The following is a 19,002-nucleotide window of genomic DNA, read 5'->3' on the forward strand; positions in this document are numbered from 1 at the left end:
ATGGATCCCGCAACCGGCCCCACACTGCTTGGTTTCGACGTTTACATCGTCGGCTCGATCATGGCAGGCATCGCCGCCTTGGCCGTCGTTTTCGCCATTTATACGGCGCTGACGATCAAGGATCCGATGAGCAAGCGCGTCAAGGCGCTCGAAGGCCGCCGCGAAGAGCTCAAGATGGGGCTCGTCACGGCAGGCACGAAGAAGCGCCAGAGCCTCGTCCGCAAGACCGACACCACAGACCGGATCAAGGACACGCTCGGCAGCATGAAAGTGCTGCAGCAAAGCCAGGTCGAAGTCGTTCAGCAAAAGCTGGCGCAGGCCGGTTTCCGCAACAAGGAACTGGCCATCGTCATCATCGGCCTGCGCGCCGTGCTGCCGATCCTCCTGGGCGGTTTCGCCTTCGTCATGCTGTATCTGGTCGAAGTCTACCCCGACTGGCAGATGAAGCGCGTCGGAGCGCTCGCCCTCGCCCTGTTCATCGGCTACAAGGGCCCCGAACTCTATATCAGCAACATCGCCAAGAAGCGTTCGGATGCGATCCGGAAGGGGCTGCCCGACGCGCTCGACCTGCTGGTCATCTGCGCCGAAGCCGGCCTGACCGTCGACGCCGCCTTCAATCGCGTGGCCAAGGAACTCGGCCGCGCCTATCCCGAACTGGGTGACGAATTCGCGCTGACCGCGATCGAATTGTCGTTTCTCAACGAACGCAAGAAGGCATTCAACAACCTCGCCTACCGTGTCGATCTCGACGCGGTGAAAGGCGTGGTCACGACCATGATCCAGACCGAGCGCTACGGTACGCCGCTGGCATCGGCGCTGCGTGTCCTGTCGGCAGAATTCCGCAACGAACGCATGATGCGCGCCGAAGAGAAGGCAGCACGGCTTCCGGCCATCATGACCGTGCCGCTCATCCTGTTCATCCTGCCGGTGCTGTTCATCGTCATTCTCGGCCCGGCGGCCTGTTCGATCGCCGACGCTTTCAGCGGCGGGATCGGCTAGACCGCACGCTCCCGCGGCAGATGCGACCCGAAAGCCTGGCCGACGCCTAGTCGGCCAGGCTTTCCGCGTCGAAGTCTCCGGCCTGGTCGCGCACGCGGACGAGCATGTCCAGCAGGCTGGCGCGTTCCTCTTCGCTCAGGACCGAGAACAACTGGCCTTCGATCTTGAGCGCCAGCGGCATGATACCCGCGTGGACCGCGCGCCCTTCCGAGGTCAGTTCGAGCAGGTGCGACCGCCCGTCGCTGGCATTGGGCGATCGCTGCACCAGACCGCGGTCTTCCAGCCGCTTGCAGGCCCGGTTCACGGGTACCTTGTCCATCAGCGTCTGCTGCGAAAGCTGGCGCTGCGTCAGCGCACCGTGATCACCCAGCACGGCCATGATCCGCCATTCGGTGGTCTTCAGCGCGAAGCGCTTGCGATATTGTTCCGCAATCCGCGTCGAAACCGCGTTCGATGCGATCGACAGCTGGTAGGGCAGGAACTCTGCAAGGCGTTGGGCGGGCTGGTGTTTCGGCATGGTGCTACGTTTATAGGACGGCCCTCGCATGGCAAGGCCGTTGCCGATGTAACCTTCACTTCCGGCGCGGCGGCTCAGCGATATTCGGGCTGGTCCCACCAGGGGTAGAAATCGGGCATGTCGCTGCCGACCGTGTCGGGATAGGCCGGCGCGCGCTTCTCGAGGAAGCTGGCGATGCCTTCCTTGGCATCCTCGCTACGGCTGAGCCGGTATATCGCGCGGCTGTCGATCCGGTGCGCATCCATCGGATGTCCGCCCGCGCCCAGCCGCCACAGCATCGCGCGGGTCATCGCCACCGACACGGCCGAGGTGTTGTCGGCAATCTCGCGCGCGATCCCCATCGCGGCATCGAGCAATTCGCCCTGCGGATGGAGCGACCGGACGAGGCCGCGATCGAGCGCCTCCTGCGCATCGAATATGCGCCCGGTCATGCACCATTCGAGCGCGGTCTGCATGCCCACCAGCCGCGGCAGGAACCAGCTCGAGGCGGCTTCGGGCGTGATTCCCCGCCGCGCGAAGACGAAGCCGAAGCGCGCCGTGTCGCTCGCCAGCCGGATGTCGAACGGCAATTGCATCGTCGCGCCGACGCCCACCGCCACCCCGTTGCACGCGCCAATCAAGGGTTTTTTGGAATCGAACAGGCGCAGGGTCAGCCGTCCGCCCCCGTCGCGCACGCGCTCGTCGGACAGGTCGTCGACCGGATTGGGATCGGAGAAGACATGCCCCCCGTCATCGGGCGTGAGATCCGCTCCGGCGCAGAACGCCCTGTCGCCATGTCCGGTCACCACGACCGCGCGCACGCTGTCATCGGCGTCGGTCGTGTCGATCGCATCGATGAATTCGGCCATCATCGTGCGGGTAAAGGCGTTCATCTTGTCGGGCCGGTGCAGCGTCACGGTCGCGATGCCGTCGGCGATGTCGAGCTTGATCTGGCTGTAGGACATGGGTTGGTTTTCCTCTCCGGTCATCCCGTCAGGATGGAACGCATGGAACGCGGTCCCGAGGGTCAAATGCAAAGCGCCCCCGCCCGCGCCGTTTTCGGCATGCGGACGGGGGCGCTGGAATAAATCATGCAGGCAAGGCTAGGTCTCCCGCCTGCAATGGGAAAGCCGTCTGGCGATCACCGCGGCGCCATGCGGATGGCACCGTCGAGGCGCACATCCTCGCCGTTGAAGTAGCCGGTCTCGATCATGCACATGGCAAGCTTGGCGTATTCGCCCGGCAGGCCGAGACGCTTGGGGAACGGGACGCTGGCTGCGAGCGCTTCCTTCACCTGCGGCGGCGCGGCATTCATCAGCGGGGTTTCGAAAATGCCCGGCAGGATGGTGTTCACGCGGATGCCTTCCTTCATCAGGTCGCGCGCGATCGGCAGGGTCATGCCGACGACCCCGCCCTTCGATGCCGAATAGGCCGCTTGGCCCATCTGGCCGTCCTCGGCCGCGACCGAGGCGGTGTTGACGATCGCACCGCGATTGCCTTCCTCGGTCAGCGGGTCGAGCGTCATCATGCCGGCGGCCGACTTGGCGATGCAGCGGAAGGTGCCGATCAGATTGACCTGGATGACGAAATCGAAGGCCGACAGCGGGAAGTGCTTGATCTCGCCGCTCTGCTTGTCGCGGCTGGCGGTCTTGATCGCATTGCCGATGCCTGCGCAATTGACGAGGATGCGTTCCTGGCCATGCGCTTCACGTGCCTTGGCGAAACCGGCATCGACGTCCTCGTCGCTGGTCACGTTCACCTTGCAGAAGATGCCGCCGATGTCCTTGGCAACGGCTTCGCCCTTTTCCTCGTTCATGTCGAAGATGGCGACCTTGGCGCCCTTGGCGGCCAGCGCACGCGCAGTCGCTTCGCCGAGACCCGATGCACCGCCGGTGACGACGGCGGGGGTTTTGCTACTTACTTCCATGGATTGTCCTCTCAGATTTCAAGTGAATTAGAGCGCCTCGACGATGGTGACGTTGGCGACGCCGCCGCCTTCGCACATCGTCTGCAGGCCGTATTTCTTGCCGCGCGCCTTGAGCGCGTGGACCAGCGTGGCCATCAGCTTGGTGCCCGACGCACCGAGCGGGTGGCCCAGCGCGATCGCGCCGCCGTTGACATTGAGCTTGGCGGGATCGGCATCGAGGTGCTTGAGCCATGCCAGCGGGACCGGGGCAAAGGCTTCGTTCACCTCGTACAGGTCGATGTCGTTGATCGACATGCCCGCGCGCTGGAGCGCACGCTCGGTGGCGAACAGCGGTTCTTCGAGCATGATTACCGGATCCCCGGCCGTGACGGTCAGATTGTGAATCCGCGCCAGCGGGGTGAGGCCGTAGTCCTTCAGCGCCTGCTCGCTGACCACCAGCACCGCGCTCGACCCGTCGCAGATCTGGCTGCTGCTGGCCGCGGTGATCTTGCCTTCGGGGCTGAGCAGCTTGACGCCGGCGATACCTTCCAGCGTCGCGTCGAAGCGAATGCCTTCATCGACCGTGTGGCATTCCTCGCCTTCGGCGGTTTCGATCTCCACGCCGACGATTTCGGCCTCGAAGGCGCCCGACTTGGTCGCCTCGATCGCCTTCTGGTGGCTCGACAGCGCAAAGCGGTCGAGGTCGTCCTTCGAGAAGCCGTGCTTCTGCGCGATCATTTCCGCGCCCATGAACTGGCTCCACTGGATGCCGGGATATTTCTCCTCCAGCCCGGGCGATTTATAATTGCCCAGACCTTCCTTCATGTGGAACATCGCGGTCGAGCCCATGGGCACGCGGCTCATGCTCTCGACACCCGCGGCGATGACGACGTCCTGCGTGCCGCTCATCACCGCCTGCGCGGCGAACTGGATTGCCTGCTGGCTGGAGCCGCACTGGCGGTCGATCGTGACCGCGGGGACGCCCTCGCCCAGATGCTTGCTCGCCAGCACGGCATTGCGGCCGACCTGCATGGCCTGCTCGCCGCCCTGGCTGACGCAGCCCATCACCACGTCATCGACAGCCTTGGCCTCGAGACCGCTGCGCTCCATGACCGCATCGAGCGATGTGGCGGCGAGATCGACCGGGTGCACCCCGGCAAGACGGCCCCCGCGGCGCCCCCCGGCGGTACGGACGGCTTCGACGATATAGGCTTCGGGCATCGACATCCTCATTATAGGTTTTCAAATGGGACCAATTGGGTAAGCCGGGGTTACGTAAACGTCAAGCAGCGCGGGACCGAATGTTTCCGCGATTGCTCCGCCTGCCCGGACGCATGAAAACCGGGCGGGCCGGCGGGTGTGACATCGGCGTCACACCCGCTACGCCAAACCGGCCAAAATGTAACAAAAGCTTTGCATTCACCGCGTCCCTAAAGGCACATGCGACGTTCCACTGGAGGGATCCTGCATCTGCATGGGCGTTAAGTTCGTGCATTTTCTCTATTCCTCCCAGGGGTTCCTTGGAGATCCGACCTCAGGGGTCGGTCGATCAATAGAGGGATTATCAGAGTGAAACTCCAAACCTACCTCAAAGCCAGCGCGGCACCCGCCGCTCTCGGTCTTGCGCTTCTCGCGCAGCCGGCGATGGCACAGGTTGCAACGGAAGCGGAAGAAACTGCCGCTCCCGTCGTGCCTTCGGAAGCAATCGTCGTTACCGGTTCGCGTATCTCGAACCCCAACCTCGAACTGGCCAGCCCGGTCAGCGTCGTCAGCAGCGACGACCTCGAACTCGCCCAGACCAACGTTGCAGAAGAATTCCTGCGCGAACTGCCCTCGGCAGTTCCGAGCGTCGGTTCGGCCGTCAACAACGGCAACGGCGGCTCGAGCTTCGTCAACCTGCGCGGCATCGGCTCCACGCGTAACCTCGTCCTGCTTGACGGCCGCCGCTTCACGCCGGCTGACACCACCGGCCGCGTCGACCTCAACAACATTCCGCTGGCAGTGATCGAGCGCACGGAAATCCTGACCGGCGGCGCAAGCACCACCTACGGTGCCGACGCAATCGGCGGTGTTGTCAACTTCGTCACCAAGACCGACTTCGAAGGCCTCGAGGCAACCGCTTCGCAGCAGATCACCGAAGAAGGCGACGGCAGCGTTTTCCGTGCCGACGTCACCATTGGTGCCAACTTCGACGACGGCCGCGGTAACGCAGTTCTGAGCATCGGCTACCAGAACCAGGACGCCGTCTATCAGGGTGATCGTGGCTTCTCGCTGTTCAACATCGGTTCGTTCTCGGGCAACCCGAGCGGTTCCTCGAACGCCATTCCCGCCGTTATCGTCGGCCCGACGCCGGAAGGCTTCGGTCAGCTGACCGACGATGGCCAGGGTTACGTTGACGGCGTGTTCGATCGTCCGTTCAACTTCAACCCGTTCAACATCTTCCTGACGCCGTTCGAACGTTTCAACGTCTATGGTTCGGCGAACTACGAAGTGTCGGACGCTGTCGAAGTGTTCACGCAGGCGGCGTTCTCGAAGAATACCGTTTCGACGATCATCGCTCCGGGCGGTTCGTTCTTCAACACCTACCAGGTCAACCTGAACAACCCGTTCATGCCCGACCAGCTGGCACAGGCCTTCTGTGACGGCCTCGAGCTCACCGCAGCAGAATGCACTGCCGGCCGCAACACCCAGTTCGGTGCGACGCTGGCCGACGGCACTGCCAACCCCGACTATGTCGAAATCAGCACCTCGGTCCGTCGTCGTACGCCCGAAGCTGGTTCGCGTACTTCGGACTTCACCACCACGCTGTTCAACCTCGTGGGCGGTCTTCGCGGCGACATCACCGATTCGATCGGCTGGGAAGTCTCCGGCGGATACGGTGAAAGCGAGCGCATCCAGCGCCAGGGCGGCTTCGCTCGTTTTGATCGCCTTCAGCAGTCGCTGATCGCGATTCCCGACGGTGCCGGTGGCGTCCAGTGTTCCGATCCCTCGGGCGGTTGCGCTCCGATCAACCTGTTCGGTCCGCTCGGCGATCTCGGTTCGCAGGAAGCTATCGACTACGTCTTCAACCTGACGCAGCAGGTCATCACCCAGGCCAGCCTCACGCAGGCCCAGGCGATCATCGACGGCGACCTCGGCTTCGGCATTTCGGCTAGCCCGATCTCGTTCGCGCTCGGCGCCGAATACCGCAAGTACACCGCAACCCGCCTGTCGGACGAAGCTTCGCAGACCCCGGGTGCAGTTGTCGGCGGCGGCGGTGCCGCTCCGGACATCAACGGTTCGTACAACGTCAAGGACTTCTTCGCCGAAGTCGCAATCCCCGTCATCGAAGATTCGTTCGTTCGCGATCTGACCCTCGAAGCCGGTGGCCGTTATTCGGACTACTCGACTGCAGGCGGTGAGTTCACCTGGAAGGTCGGCGGTACGCTGACCCCCATCGATGGCATCACCTATCGCGGTAACTACCAGCGTTCGTCGCGTGCACCGAACATCGGTGAACTCTTCACGCCGGTCGTCACCCAGCTGTCGAACCTTGCGGTCGATCCCTGTGCAGGGACCAACCCGGTTGGCAATGCTGCCCTGACGGCGGCCTGCGTTTCGCAGATCGTTGCAGGCGGCGCCACCCAGGCCTTCGCACAGAGCCGTATCGGCAACATCCTCCAGCCGGCTGCTGGCCAGATCAACATCACCACGGGCGGCAACCCCGATGTTGGCGTTGAAACGGCCACCACCTGGACGGTGGGTGCAGTGTTCGAACCGATGTACAACCTCTCGTTCACGATCGACTACTTCAACATCAAGGTTGAAGACGCGATCACGACTCCGACGGTCAACGACCTTGTCGGCGGTTGTTACGACGCACCGAGCGCGGACAATCCGTTCTGCTCGCTGATCGTTCGTAGTGCTGCGACCGGTGGTCTCGACGGTTCGCCGAACGAAGTTCCCGGGCTGCTGCTCAGCCTGTCGAACCTCGGCACGATCAAGACGGATGGTATCGACGTCAGCCTGCGCTATCGCACGAGCCTGACCGACGATATCGGCTTCCGCTTCTCGACCGACGGCACCTGGACGAACCGCAACGAATTCCAGGCAACCCCGACTTCGGTCAACCGCGAGTGCGTAAGCTACTACTCGGTGAACTGTAGCTCGATCCAGCCTGAGTTCGTGTTCAACACCCGCGCGACCTTCTCGTTCTACGACGAGCTGGATGTCTCGCTGCTGTGGCGCTACCTCGACGGCGTCGAGTTCGAACCCCTGCAGCGTGCGGAAAGCGGCGACGCTTTCGTCGGCACCCTGCCGGAAGGCACTGGTCCGGTGGCTGGCCAGGAAGTGGACTTCAACACCATTCCGGCTGAAAGCTACTTCGACCTGAGCCTGCGTTGGTTGGCGACCGAAAACTTCGAGTTCGTCTTCACCGTGCAGAACCTGCTCGACAACAAGCCGACCATCGTCGGTTCGGACATCGGCTCGACCGCGTACAACTCGGGTAACATCTACCCGTCGACCTACGACGCCCTCGGCCGTCGTTATGCTGCAGCGGTAAAGCTTCGCTTCTAGTCGCAGATCAGCTGAACAAGAGAGGGGCGGTGTTTTCACCGCCCCTTTTTTTATTTGAAATCGGTGCTATCATGAACGCGGATCGGAATAGAATGGGTAGGACAAATTCCTTTTTGACGACTTGAACAAAGGCATTTGGATTCCCGATTCAGCTGTGCACTTCTTTGTGAAGGCACTAGCAGATGGACCGAGAACTTACCGGGTTCACACGCGAACACGAAGGAATCAAAAAATGCGCAGAAAGTTTCTTGGAGTCTTGTACTGTGCAGCGATCATTGTTTCGCCTGCTCCTCTCTCCGCCGGCGACGAGGGAGCCGAGCCCGCTCGCGATGAGCAAGGCAAGATCACTGACAGGCGTCATCCCGACTATGTGAAGTGTCGCACCGAATCGGTAGCCGGATCACGAGCCAAGAAGCGCCGTATCTGCCTCACGAATGAACAATGGGCCGAAGTGGCACGACAAGGCCGGAGCATGGCAACCGCGATTGTCGAAGGCGGTCGAGCAGGGATCGACTGGGAAGCGGTCCAGCAGAACAAGCGCGGCTCACCCTGCCAGCAATTCGTGTGCTGATCGGATTGGACAGGCCGGGTGTTGCCGAGCGACGCGCCTGACGGCGCGCTCTACGATCCGGCCCGGGAGAGTGGGGGCGGATAGGCACACCCGGGGCTGCGGTCGGCGACGGCGAGACGCCGCGTCGTATATCGTTCGCTCCCCCCATGGAAAATCGGTTCTTCGCTCGAACAAGATGTGCAATGCATCATCGTAGATGAGGAGGTGAAGATGAAGAAGATTTGTGCTTTGGCCTGTACTGCGCTCATGTTTGCGGGAGTGCCGGCATCTGCTCAGCAGGGCACTGGAGAGCCTGCGCGCGATGCGGAGGGGAAAATTACCGATGAGAAGCATCCGGACTACATTCTTTGTCGGACCGAGTCTGTCATCGGCTCGCGAGCCAAGAAGCGCCGTGTCTGCCTGACCAATCGGGAATGGGCGCGTGTCGCACGCGAAGGCCGCGGCCTTGCGAGCGCGATGGCGGAGAAGAATTCCTCCGGGCTGATTACGAACTGACGACGTTCGGCGTTCACGCCGTCCGAGGCCGACCGGGGGTTCCGAGGTCCAATTAGGGCCACGCCATGCTCGGCCGGCAGGATACAAAGCCAGATTCCGGTCTTTGACAAGGCGGCCGTTGCAAAAGGCGACCATGGTGCTCGAGCACTTGTACTGCCCTTTGGTGCTGGCCTCGCGGCCCAGGGAGGCGAGACGCAGGATCAGTCCCCCGAAGCGGAAGCGGTGACCGAACAGAAAGCCAAGACCAGCGACAGGATGATCTGCAAGACCGTCCGCAGCGTTCGTTCGCGTGCAATCAAGAACGAAGTTTGCATGACGAAGAAGCAGTGGCTGGCCGCAGCCCGACAGGGCAATGGTCTTGCACGCTCGATCGTGAGGGGTGCGGCGAGTGGCCAGTGGGACGTCCTGGACCGCGACGACGGCGCCACCTGAGCCCTGCGTCTCAGCGCAAGGCGGAAGACACTGGCGCGACATCGAGTCCGATGCCGTCCGCCACCACCCTGACCCATTCGGCGACCTTGGCGATCTCGTCGCTGTTGGCCTCGCGCGTCGCGGCGATTTGCCGCTCGCGGTCGCTGCGGGAATAGGACGTCGATTCCTTCGAGTTTCGCGTGAAAGCCGGTCCGGCTGCGATCGCCGCGCTATCTTCTGGGCCGGGGTGTAATTCGAAGCGGGCGAAGAATTTCGCAACCGTCTCGGCCGGTTCCGCCAACAGGCTGCGGCTGTCGCAGATCCCGAGACGCCCGGCGCCGAACCGGTCCTGCATTTTCCGGTAAATTGAATGGTGCGAAAGCCACCCCAGGCCGGCGACCTGCAGATCGGTCAGTTCGAACATCTCATCGGGCGCAAATTGCTGCGCCAGAACGCCATCCTGCATCTGGCCGATCATTGCCTGTCGCACCCAGCGGCGTCCCCACAGGCCCTTTACCGCGATCGACGCGAGGAAATCTTCGATCGGCGCATAGAGCAGGATCGCATGTGCATCCGCGCGCAGACCCATGATGGCAGGCGCGAGCGAGTTCACGATATTAGAGGGTTTGACCACGACCGCGCGGTCATCGCCGAACGGCCGCGCGAGCAGCGCAAGCGCCACATCGAGTACCGCGGCGATCTTTTCCGGCTGAGCCCCTCGCCGCCGCCAACCGACGACGTCGTTGAGCACCACCGGCTCGACCAGCCCCATCGAATAGCCGGGGGCATCGAACATGCGTGCCACCAGGGTCGAACAGCAATAGGCCGAATGGAACACGAAGTGGATCGGAGCTGCGGGCAGGGCCCGCCGGTCGAACCGTTCAAGCGGTATCACGCGTTCCGCTCCGGTATCGGGCAGATGCTCGTCGGTCAGGAACGCGGCCTCGCGTTGCACGTCGCGCGGGACATGCCGAAAGCGGAAGCTGCCGTTCGTCTCGTCATAACGATGCGGCAGCCATTCCGCATCCTGCAGGATATCCTGATCTGTGATCATGGTGCGGTGGGCCTGCCCTCAGCGGATGCGGGTCACGCCCTTGAACCCCGTCTTGTCCGCAATTCGCACGCGATATCCGCCGGTAGCGCTTTCGCTGATCGTCACCTCCAACCCGACGCGGAAGCGCGCCCGCAGACCGCCGCTCGAGAGCACCTGCCAGACCTGTCCGTTGTCGAGCGCGATCGTCGTTTGCCCGGTCCGCAGGTTCGCATCCACCGCCGCGATCGTCGCGGTGAGTTCGGCCATCCGGGACCCCGAGGAATCCACCGGAAGGCCGAACCGTTCGCGCCGGTATTGCCGGCGCTTTTCCTGCAACTCCTCGTCCACCCCGTACTGCGTGTCGAGCGCCTGGTCGTAGCACGCCAGCCGCTCGTCATCGCTGCCGATGGCACGGCAGTCGAGCAGTGCCTCGGAGGGCGCGTCCTGCGCCGACGTCACTGCCGGGAACGCCAGGGTGCATATCGCTGCAAGCCCGGCGGAAGCCGCGCCCATGCACCAGGAGCGATTGCCCATCGTGCGCGAACCTGCGCGTGATGAGGCCAGACGATCAGGACGAAGCAGCATGCAGTGATTTCCTAGAAAGCGTGGGCGTCAGAACCGCCGCGAGACTATCAGATCGCAGCCCGCCGACAAGCCGCGGCGCACGGTCGGGACCGGTGATTGTCGCGCAGATGGATGTCTCTGTAGCAAATGATGTGTCATTTTCATTGCAGTTCGGGGCAAACCTCATGCGAGTTTTCCCTTACGGAAGCTAAAGCATTGCCACGTTCGGAAGTTTTGGTTCTCATGCACGCGTGCAATCATGCACGGTCGCAATCAGGGAACCACAACATGATCTCCACCCCCCCGTTCGCACGGGGCCGGCGGCTTGCGCTCTTCACGAGCGCGGGTATCGCCGCCCTGGCCGTTTCGACACCTGCCTTCGCGCAGGATGCCGACGACACCATCGTCGACGAACAGGCCGCAGCCGCTCCCGAGGCCGATAATGCCATCGTCGTGACGGGTTCGCGTATCCGCCGCCCCAACCGCGACACGCTCGAGCCCTCGATCGTCGTCAACGCCGACCAGATCGAAGAACGCGGTCTGACCAATGTCGGCGAAGTGCTCAACGAACAGCCCGCTTTCGGTCCGCCCGCCAGCAGCGCGGTCGGCGGCCAGTCGGGTTCCTTCGGTTCGGGCCAGAGCTTCATCAACTTCTTCGGTCTGGGCTCGCAGCGTACGCTGACGCTGGTCAACAGCCGCCGCTACGTCAGCTCGAACACCGCTTCGATCTTCGGCCCCGTGGCAGCCGGTTCGCAGGTCGATCTCAACACGATCCCCACGCTGATGGTCGACCGTCTTGAAACCATCGCCGTCGGCGGCGCACCGATTTACGGTGCCGACGCCATCGCCGGCACCGTGAACATCATCCTCAAGGACCGCTTCGAAGGCGTCCGCTTCGACGCGCAGATGGGCATTGCCGAAGAAGGCGATGCGCAAGAATACCGTCTGGGTGCAATGGTTGGAACCAGCTTCGCCGATGGTCGCGGCAACGTGGTTGCAGCGGTCGAGTACAACAACACCGAAGGCCTGCTGTACACCGATCGTGAACGCACGGCACAGGGGCTGTTCTACGCTGCTCCCAATGATCCGAACTCGCCGTTCGACAACGTCGTCATCAGCGATCGCCGTATCCCGATCCTCAGCGAATTCGGCGCTCCGACGACTGCCGATATCGTGCCCGGCTTCGGCTTCGACATCACCGACGGCAGCGGCAACACGCTCGTATTCGATGCCAATGGCAACCTTACCCCGCTGGACTTCGGCGAACGCTACGGTGTGGTGAACTCCGCCGGCGGCAACGGTTTCAGCCTTCTCCCGGTCTCGAACCTGCTCTCGCCGGTCGAGCGCTATCTCGGCGCGCTCACCGCTACCTACGACGTAACCGATTCGATCACGGCCTTCCTCGAAGGACAGTACGCCAATTCGAAGGGTACCGAACTGCGCTCGCAGCCGGTTTACAACACCTGGCTGTTCGACGATGCGGGCACGCCCGACGGCAATCTGATCGTGCCGTTGAGCAACCCGTTCCTGTCGGACGAAGCCCGTGCAACCATTGGCGCGCAGCTTCCCGCGGGCCAGGACTTCTTCTACCTCGGCCGCGCCAACACCGACCTGATCGCCGGTGAAGGCTCGTCGGAAGTCGAAGTCTATCGTGTTGTCGCCGGTCTGCGTGGCGATTTCTACCTCGGTTCGCGCAATCTGAACTGGGAAGTCTCGGGCCTCTACGGTCGTTCGCGTACCGAGGGTCGCAGCCGCGAACTGGTGCAGCAGAACTTCGAGAACGCCCTGGCTGGCTGCCCGGCCGGAGCAGACAGTTCGCCGATCGCGACGATCAGCGACATCTGCGCCCCGTTCAACCCGTTCGGCAACCAGAACACGCAGGCCGTGGCGGATTACGTCACGACTATCGCCAACCCGACCGCGACCAACGAACAGTATGATTTCATCGCCACCATCGGCGGCGACCTGTTCAATATCTGGAGCGGCCCGGTCGGTTTCTCGATCGGTTACGAGCACCGTGACGAATCGGCGGACTTCGATCCGGGTGCGTTCTTCTTCGGCCAGCCCGACCCGGCCGACCCGGATGCACCGCGCACCCAGTTCGGTCGCTCGATCCCGATCGATCCGGTCTCAGGTTCGTACAACACCGACGAAGTGTTCGGCGAACTCCAGATCCCGCTTGTTTCGCCGACGATGGACGTTCCGTTCGTCAACCTGCTCGAAGCCAAGGGCGCCATTCGTTACGTCGATAACTCGCTCACCGGCGGGGATATCACCTGGACGGCCGGCGGTCGCTGGAAGCCGGTTGAAGATTTCGCGATCCGCGGCAACTTCACCCGTTCGATCCGCGCACCTGCGATCACCGAACTGTTCAACCCGAACAGCGCGATCTTCACAACCGCGGACGATCCGTGCGATGCACGTTTCATCAACGCTGGACCGAACCCGGCCCAGCGTGCGGCGAACTGTGCTGCGGACGGACTGCCGGCCAATTTCACCTCGAACATCGTCGACTTCACGACGCGCGGTTCGCTTTCGGGCAACACCGAACTCGAGAATGAAACGGCCGACAGCTGGACTATCGGTGCGGTTTTCACACCGACCTTCGCTCCGGGCCTGACCCTGTCGGTCGACTGGGTCGATATCGCTCTTGAAGGTGCGATCCAGAGTGTGGACGCCGAAGGCACGCTGGAAGCATGCTACGATGCCAACGACTTCCCCAACTCGGCTTGCGATCGCATCGATCGCGACGGGGCGGGCCAGGTCGAATTCATCCGCACCGGCTACCTCAATGTCGCATCCTATGACTACCAGGGTGTGATTGCGGACCTGCGCTGGACCGAGGCAACGCCGTTCCTCGGCGCTGACAGCCGCATCAGCCTGCGTGGTTCGTACCAGTACATCGACAAGCTCGAGCAGCAGGTCGGGACGGGCGATCTCTCGACGTTCCGTGGAAGCCCGGGCTATTCGAAGCACCAGGCTACCGTCGGCGTGACTTACGAGAACAACGGTTTCGGCGCATTCACGCAGATCCAGTACATCGGCGAAAACGTCGTTGATCCGGATGCGGCACCGACCTCGTACCAGCTCTTCGAGCGCGACGAGATCGTTTACATGGACGCTGGCATCAGCTTCCGCACCGAAAACGACTTCACCTTCCGCTTCATCGTCGAGAACCTGTTCGACCGTAGCGCGCCCTACCCGGCGCCGACCGGTGGTGGCCTGACCACCTATTTCGACGGGATCATGGGTCGCTACTTCAAGGTAGCCGCAACATTCGGCTTCTGATCCAAATCGGAATCCTAAAAGAAAGGGCCCCGGGAAACCGGGGCCCTTTTTCGTTTCCGCATCGGGTCCGACGCGGTCAGGTGATCGTCATCGCCAGTTCGCCGTCGCCTTCGTCGATCGCGACCTTTGCGCCGTCTGGCACCTTGCCGGCGAGGATCATGTCCGCCAGCGGGTCCTGCACGTAGCGCTGCACCGCGCGCTTGAGCGGGCGCGCGCCATAGACCGGGTCGTAACCCACGCGGCCGAGCCATTTCTTCGCCGCCTCGGTCAGGTCGAGCACGATCTTGCGATCCTTCAGGAGCTTCTGCACCCGCGCGACCTGGATATCGACGATCGGCGCCATGTGCTCATGCGCAAGGCGGTGGAACAGGATGATCTCGTCCAGCCGGTTGAGGAACTCGGGGCGGAAATGCCCGCGCACCACGTCCATCACCTGCGGTTCGACATCCTCGACCTTCTGGCCGTCGTCCATATTGGCGAGATACTGGCTGCCGAGGTTCGAGGTCAGGATGATCAGCGTGTTGCTGAAATCGACCACGCGGCCCTGCCCGTCGGTCAGCCGCCCGTCGTCGAGCACCTGCAGCAGCACGTTGAAGACGTCGCTATGCGCCTTCTCGACTTCGTCGAACAGCACCACCTGGTAGGGGCGCCGGCGCACCGCTTCGGTCAGCACGCCGCCTTCCTCGTAACCGACATAGCCTGGAGGCGCGCCGATCAGCCGGGCAACCGCGTGCTTCTCCATGAACTCGCTCATGTCGATGCGCACCATCGCGCTGTCGTCGTCGAACAGGAAGCCGGCAAGCGCCTTGGTCAGTTCGGTCTTGCCCACGCCGGTCGGCCCGAGGAACAGGAAGCTGCCCAGCGGGCGCCCCGGATCCTGGAGGCCCGCGCGCGCGCGGCGCACGGCCTTGGACACCGCGTCGATCGCCTGGCTCTGGCCGATCACCCGCTTGGCGAGGATGTTCTCCATGTCGAGCAGCTTCTCGCGTTCGCCCTCCATCATCCGGTCGACGGGAATGCCCGTCCAGCGGCTGACGACACCGGCGATATCGTCTTCGGTAACTTCTTCCTTGAGCAGCGCATTATCGGTGTGGCCAGACGCTTCGGCGAGCTTCTTCTCCAGCTCGGGGATCCGCCCGTATTGCAGCTCGCCCGCCTTCTGCAGGTCGCCGCCGCGCTGCGCCTGTTCGAGTTCGATCCGCGCCTGGTCGAGGTCTTCCTTGATCCGCGCCTCGGCGTGGATTTTGTCGCGCTCGTTCTGCCAGCGCGTGGTCAGCTCGCTCGACTGCTGTTCGAGCTCGGACAGTTCCTTGCGCAGGTTTTCGAGCCGGTCCTTCGACGCGGTGTCGGTTTCCTTCTGCAGCGCCTGTTCCTCTATCCGCAGCTGGATGATGCGGCGGTCGAGGTTCTCGATTTCCTCGGGCTTGCTTTCAACTTCCATGCGGATGCGGCTGGCGGCCTCGTCCATCAGGTCGATCGCCTTGTCGGGCAGGAAGCGGTTCTGGATATAGCGGTTGGACAGCTGCGCCGCAGCGACGATCGCGCCATCGGTGATGCGCACACCGTGGTGCAGTTCGTACTTGTCCTTGATCCCGCGCAGGATCGATACCGTGTCCTCGACGCTGGGCTCGTCGATGAAAACCGGCTGGAAGCGCCGCTGCAGCGCGGGGTCCTTCTCGACATATTTCTGGTATTCGTCGAGCGTGGTCGCGCCGATGCAATGCAGTTCGCCGCGGCTGAGCGCGGGCTTGAGCAGATTGCCCGCATCCATGCTGCCCTCGCTCGCGCCCGCACCGATCAGCGTGTGCATTTCGTCGATGAACAGGATGATCTGCCCTTCGGCGCCCTTCACTTCGTCGAGCACCGCCTTGAGCCGTTCCTCGAACTCGCCGCGGTACTTCGCGCCGGCGATGAGCGAGCCCATGTCGAGCGCCATCAGCGTGCGGCCCTTGAGGCTGTCGGGCACGTCGCCATTGGCGATGCGCAGCGCGAGGCCTTCGGCGATCGCGGTCTTGCCGGTGCCGGGTTCGCCGATGAGCGCGGGATTGTTCTTGGTCCGGCGCGCGAGAATCTGCACGGTGCGACGGATTTCCTCGTCGCGGCCGATCACCGGGTCGAGCTTGCCGTCGCGTGCCGCCTGCGTCAGGTCGCGGGCGTATTTCTTCATCGCGTCGTAGCTTTCTTCCGCGCCCGCGCTGTCGGCGGTGCGGCCGCCGGTCACTTCCTGGATCGCGGCCTCGAGCGCCTTGGCGTCGATCCCCGCCGCTTTCAGTGCCTTACCGGCGTCATTGTCGGCCAGCGCGAGCGCCTGCAACAGGCGCTGGACGGGCACGAAGCTGTCGCCCGCCTTTTCGGCAAGCTGTTCGGCTTGGTCGAGCGTGCGCACGGCGTCATTGTCGAGCCCCGGCGTCGCTTGCGCTCCACCGCCCGAAACCGCCGGCACCTTGGCCAGCGCATTATCGACTTCGGTAATCGCTACGCCCGGATTTCCGCCGGCACGCTGGATCAGCTGCGCGGCCATGCCCTGTTCGTCGTCGAGCAGCGCCTTGAGCAGGTGCGACGGCGAAATCCGCTGGTGGTTCAAGCGGATGGCAACGGTCTGCGCGGCCTGCAGGAAACCCTTGGCGCGGTCGGTGAACTTTTCGAGATTCATGCAAACACCCCAATCACAAATTACCGTCCGAATATGGTGTTGCGATTATGCAACACAAGACCTCGCCGCAAATAAACGAGGTGTGTTAGTCGGATATAGGGGTGCCGCGCAGCTTGTGAAGCCGCCGGGCGACAAATTCAGGCCAGCCGGGCGCCGTCGGGAATGCCAGCTCCGGGCTGCGCCAGCACGATCGCCCCGTCGGCGTCGGGAAAGCCCAGCACGAGGATCTCGGACATCACCGGACCGATCTGGCGCGGCGCGAAGTTGACCACTGCCATCACCCGCTGCCCGACGAGGCCTTCGGGGGTGTAATGTTCGGTAATCTGCGCGGAGCTCTTGCGTTCGCCGATGTCGGGGCCGCAATCGACCCACAGCTTGATTGCCGGGCGGCGGGCTTCGGGGAAGGGTTCGGCGCGGGTCACGGTGCCCGCACGGATGTCGAGCGCGGCGAAATGTGCGAAATCGGCATAGTCCATCGTCCCGGTCTATGCAGACCGCGGCGCGGCATCAACCGTCGGCAAGCGGTTCCAGCCCGGGGACCATGATCGTGCGGTCGCCGCCGAAATCCTCGCGCACCACCACCAGGCCCTGCCGCTCGAGATGATCGAGCAGGCGCCGGATACGGCCGGGCGAGCTGGTGCCATAGGCGCGCGCGAGCGCCGCTTCGTCAACCTGCGTCTCGCCCGCATGCGCGGCCTTGGCGATCACGAGGAACGGGCCGAGCAGGTCTTCTTCCACCGCACCGGCCAGCTGCATGATGCGCGCCTGCAGCGCTTCGTCGAGCTCGGCCAGCTCGGCGCAGGCCACGGCGAACCGGCGGCGGAAGGCGCGCATGTCGGGCATCGGCCCGATCAGCCGCTCGCGGCGGCAGCGGGTGAGGAAGGTCTGGTATTGCGCGCTGGCCGACTGGAAGGCGATCCCTTCCTCGCGCGCCAGCTCGGCGATGATCTCGGCGATCCGCGTCGCCACCGCCGTGGTATCAACCGGCTCGCCGCGCGGAGCGACCTGGCGTTCCTCCGCCGCGGCGATGCTGGTTTCGATCTCGTCCACCGGCGGGGCCGGCGGCGGCGCGGGCGGCGGCGGCGCCTTGGCGACATCGCTGGCGAGGTCGGTGGTAAGCAGCGCCGCCATGTCTTCGGGCGCGGTGTCGGGCAGCGCCATCAGCCCTTCGCTGCGCGCCTGCTGGCCGGTCTGCACCGGACCGATCTTCACTGCCAGCGGAACGCGCGTGATGGCCGGCCCCAGCGCAAGGAAATGCCCGCGCTCGAGCTCGCGGATCCGTTCCGCCTGGCGCCGTTCCATCCCCAGCAGGTCGGCGGCGCGGATCATGTCGATGTCGAGAAAGGTCCGCCCCATCAGGAAGTTCGAGGCCTCGGCCGCCACGTTCTTGGCGAGCTTCGCCAGCCGCTGGGTGGCGACGATCCCGGCCAGCCCGCGCTTGCGCCCGCGGCACATCAGGTTGGTCATCGCGGTCATGGTCATCCGCCGCGTGTCTTCCGCCACCTCGCCCGCCGCGGCAGGGGCGAACATCTGCGCTTCGTCGACCACCACCAGCGCGGGATACCAGTGTTCGCGCGGGGCATCGAACAGCGCAGTGAGGAATTGCGCGGCGCAGCGGATCTGCTGCTCGACCTCGAGCCCGTCTAGATCGAGCACCACGCTGGCGCGGTGTTCGCGGATACGGCGGGCAAGCGCCTCGATCTCACCCGGCGAATAGGCCGCCCCGTCGATCACCACATGGCCGAACTTGTCCGCCAGCGAGGGGAAATCGCCTTCCGGGTCGATCACCACCTGCTGCACCATGCCCGCGCTCTCTTCGAGCAGGCGCCGTAGCAGGTGCGACTTGCCGCTGCCCGAATTGCCCTGGACGAGCAGACGGGTGGCGAGGAGTTCCTCGATATCGAATTCGGCCGGCTTGCCGGAAGAATCGTGTCCGATGGTGATCTGTGCTGTCACTGCGCGCTGGTTAGCGGGCCGAATCTGGAACGGGGAACAGCCGCGGGAAGGTTTTGCCCAATCGCATTGCGTC

Annotated in this window: 15 protein-coding genes; 6 read left to right on the top strand and 9 right to left on the bottom strand. The window is 63.7% G+C overall.

Annotation, left to right across the window (positions count from 1 at the left end; translation table 11 throughout):
* Positions 1-999: a type II secretion system F family protein gene (locus GRI55_RS00335; protein ID WP_050600788.1), complete on the top strand. Its 999-nt coding sequence runs from the start codon at positions 1-3 to the stop codon at positions 997-999.
* Positions 1,000-1,045: 46 nt separating this feature from the next.
* Here GRI55_RS00335 and GRI55_RS00340 read toward each other — a convergent pair whose 3' ends face one another.
* The 4 genes from GRI55_RS00340 to GRI55_RS00355 form a co-directional block, all read right to left on the bottom strand.
* Positions 1,046-1,516 carry a MarR family winged helix-turn-helix transcriptional regulator gene (locus GRI55_RS00340; RefSeq protein ID WP_050600789.1) on the bottom strand — a complete coding sequence of 157 codons (471 nt, stop codon included), beginning with the start codon at positions 1,514-1,516 and terminating at the stop codon, positions 1,046-1,048.
* Between the two features lie 74 nt (positions 1,517-1,590).
* Positions 1,591-2,460, bottom strand: a complete 870-nt coding sequence (locus tag GRI55_RS00345) for a crotonase/enoyl-CoA hydratase family protein (RefSeq protein ID WP_050600997.1) — start codon at positions 2,458-2,460, stop codon at positions 1,591-1,593.
* A 176-nt stretch (positions 2,461-2,636) separates the two neighbouring features.
* The gene (locus GRI55_RS00350; RefSeq protein WP_050600790.1) at positions 2,637-3,422 is read right to left on the bottom strand and encodes an SDR family NAD(P)-dependent oxidoreductase; all 786 of its coding nucleotides are present in this window, start codon (positions 3,420-3,422) and stop codon (positions 2,637-2,639) included.
* Positions 3,423-3,449: 27 nt separating this feature from the next.
* A complete protein-coding gene (locus GRI55_RS00355; RefSeq protein ID WP_050600998.1) occupies positions 3,450-4,622 on the bottom strand; it encodes an acetyl-CoA C-acetyltransferase in 1,173 nt (390 codons plus the stop codon).
* A gap of 348 nt (positions 4,623-4,970) precedes the next feature.
* Here GRI55_RS00355 and GRI55_RS00360 point away from each other — a divergent pair, with 348 nt between their 5' ends.
* The 4 genes from GRI55_RS00360 to GRI55_RS00375 all read left to right on the top strand — a co-directional run bounded on the left by GRI55_RS00360 (position 4,971) and on the right by GRI55_RS00375 (position 9,456).
* Positions 4,971-7,958 (top strand): TonB-dependent receptor domain-containing protein, encoded by a 2,988-nt coding sequence (locus tag GRI55_RS00360; protein WP_331251261.1) that lies wholly within the window; start codon positions 4,971-4,973, stop codon positions 7,956-7,958.
* Positions 7,959-8,190: 232 nt separating this feature from the next.
* Complete coding sequence (locus GRI55_RS00365; RefSeq protein WP_160765828.1) at positions 8,191-8,529, top strand: hypothetical protein; 339 nt, start codon at positions 8,191-8,193, stop codon at positions 8,527-8,529.
* Positions 8,530-8,739: 210 nt separating this feature from the next.
* The gene (locus GRI55_RS00370) at positions 8,740-9,024 is read left to right on the top strand and encodes a hypothetical protein (protein WP_156488962.1); all 285 of its coding nucleotides are present in this window, start codon (positions 8,740-8,742) and stop codon (positions 9,022-9,024) included.
* A gap of 222 nt (positions 9,025-9,246) precedes the next feature.
* Positions 9,247-9,456 (top strand): hypothetical protein, encoded by a 210-nt coding sequence (locus GRI55_RS00375; protein ID WP_160765829.1) that lies wholly within the window; start codon positions 9,247-9,249, stop codon positions 9,454-9,456.
* Positions 9,457-9,466: 10 nt separating this feature from the next.
* Here GRI55_RS00375 and GRI55_RS00380 read toward each other — a convergent pair whose 3' ends face one another.
* Positions 9,467-10,489, bottom strand: coding sequence for a hypothetical protein (locus tag GRI55_RS00380; protein ID WP_160765830.1), 1,023 nt, complete (start codon positions 10,487-10,489; stop codon positions 9,467-9,469).
* Between the two features lie 18 nt (positions 10,490-10,507).
* A complete protein-coding gene (locus GRI55_RS00385; RefSeq protein ID WP_160765831.1) occupies positions 10,508-11,053 on the bottom strand; it encodes a hypothetical protein in 546 nt (181 codons plus the stop codon).
* Positions 11,054-11,320: 267 nt separating this feature from the next.
* Between GRI55_RS00385 and GRI55_RS00390 the strand changes: the two genes are divergently transcribed.
* Positions 11,321-14,320 carry a TonB-dependent receptor domain-containing protein gene (locus GRI55_RS00390; protein ID WP_160765832.1) on the top strand — a complete coding sequence of 1,000 codons (3,000 nt, stop codon included), beginning with the start codon at positions 11,321-11,323 and terminating at the stop codon, positions 14,318-14,320.
* 76 nt (positions 14,321-14,396) lie between these two features.
* Here GRI55_RS00390 and clpB read toward each other — a convergent pair whose 3' ends face one another.
* The 3 genes from clpB to GRI55_RS00405 all read right to left on the bottom strand — a co-directional run bounded on the left by clpB (position 14,397) and on the right by GRI55_RS00405 (position 18,929).
* Complete coding sequence (gene clpB, locus GRI55_RS00395; protein WP_160765833.1) at positions 14,397-16,973, bottom strand: ATP-dependent chaperone ClpB; 2,577 nt, start codon at positions 16,971-16,973, stop codon at positions 14,397-14,399.
* A 137-nt stretch (positions 16,974-17,110) separates the two neighbouring features.
* A complete protein-coding gene (locus GRI55_RS00400; RefSeq protein ID WP_063511129.1) occupies positions 17,111-17,449 on the bottom strand; it encodes a tRNA-binding protein in 339 nt (112 codons plus the stop codon).
* Between the two features lie 31 nt (positions 17,450-17,480).
* On the bottom strand, positions 17,481-18,929 hold the full coding sequence (locus tag GRI55_RS00405; protein ID WP_160765834.1) for a helicase HerA domain-containing protein: 1,449 nt from the start codon (positions 18,927-18,929) through the stop codon (positions 17,481-17,483).
* Between the last annotated feature and the right edge of the window lie 73 nt (positions 18,930-19,002).

It is taken from the genome of Qipengyuania citrea (assembly GCF_009828015.1).
GTDB classification, from domain to species: Bacteria; Pseudomonadota; Alphaproteobacteria; order Sphingomonadales; family Sphingomonadaceae; genus Qipengyuania; species Qipengyuania citrea.

Excerpts from the sequence above, each read along its gene's own strand:
- GRI55_RS00335 (WP_050600788.1), top strand. The coding sequence starts at position 1 with ATGGATCCCGCAACCGGCCCCACACTGCTTGGTTTCGACGTTTACATC.
- GRI55_RS00340 (WP_050600789.1), bottom strand. The coding sequence starts at position 1,516 with ATGCCGAAACACCAGCCCGCCCAACGCCTTGCAGAGTTCCTGCCCTAC.
- GRI55_RS00345 (WP_050600997.1), bottom strand. The coding sequence starts at position 2,460 with ATGTCCTACAGCCAGATCAAGCTCGACATCGCCGACGGCATCGCGACC.
- GRI55_RS00350 (WP_050600790.1), bottom strand. The coding sequence starts at position 3,422 with ATGGAAGTAAGTAGCAAAACCCCCGCCGTCGTCACCGGCGGTGCATCG.
- GRI55_RS00355 (WP_050600998.1), bottom strand. The coding sequence starts at position 4,622 with ATGCCCGAAGCCTATATCGTCGAAGCCGTCCGTACCGCCGGGGGGCGC.
- GRI55_RS00365 (WP_160765828.1), top strand. The coding sequence starts at position 8,191 with ATGCGCAGAAAGTTTCTTGGAGTCTTGTACTGTGCAGCGATCATTGTT.
- GRI55_RS00370 (WP_156488962.1), top strand. The coding sequence starts at position 8,740 with ATGAAGAAGATTTGTGCTTTGGCCTGTACTGCGCTCATGTTTGCGGGA.
- GRI55_RS00380 (WP_160765830.1), bottom strand. The coding sequence starts at position 10,489 with ATGATCACAGATCAGGATATCCTGCAGGATGCGGAATGGCTGCCGCAT.
- GRI55_RS00385 (WP_160765831.1), bottom strand. The coding sequence starts at position 11,053 with ATGCTGCTTCGTCCTGATCGTCTGGCCTCATCACGCGCAGGTTCGCGC.
- GRI55_RS00390 (WP_160765832.1), top strand. The coding sequence starts at position 11,321 with ATGATCTCCACCCCCCCGTTCGCACGGGGCCGGCGGCTTGCGCTCTTC.
- clpB (WP_160765833.1), bottom strand. The coding sequence starts at position 16,973 with ATGAATCTCGAAAAGTTCACCGACCGCGCCAAGGGTTTCCTGCAGGCC.
- GRI55_RS00400 (WP_063511129.1), bottom strand. The coding sequence starts at position 17,449 with ATGGACTATGCCGATTTCGCACATTTCGCCGCGCTCGACATCCGTGCG.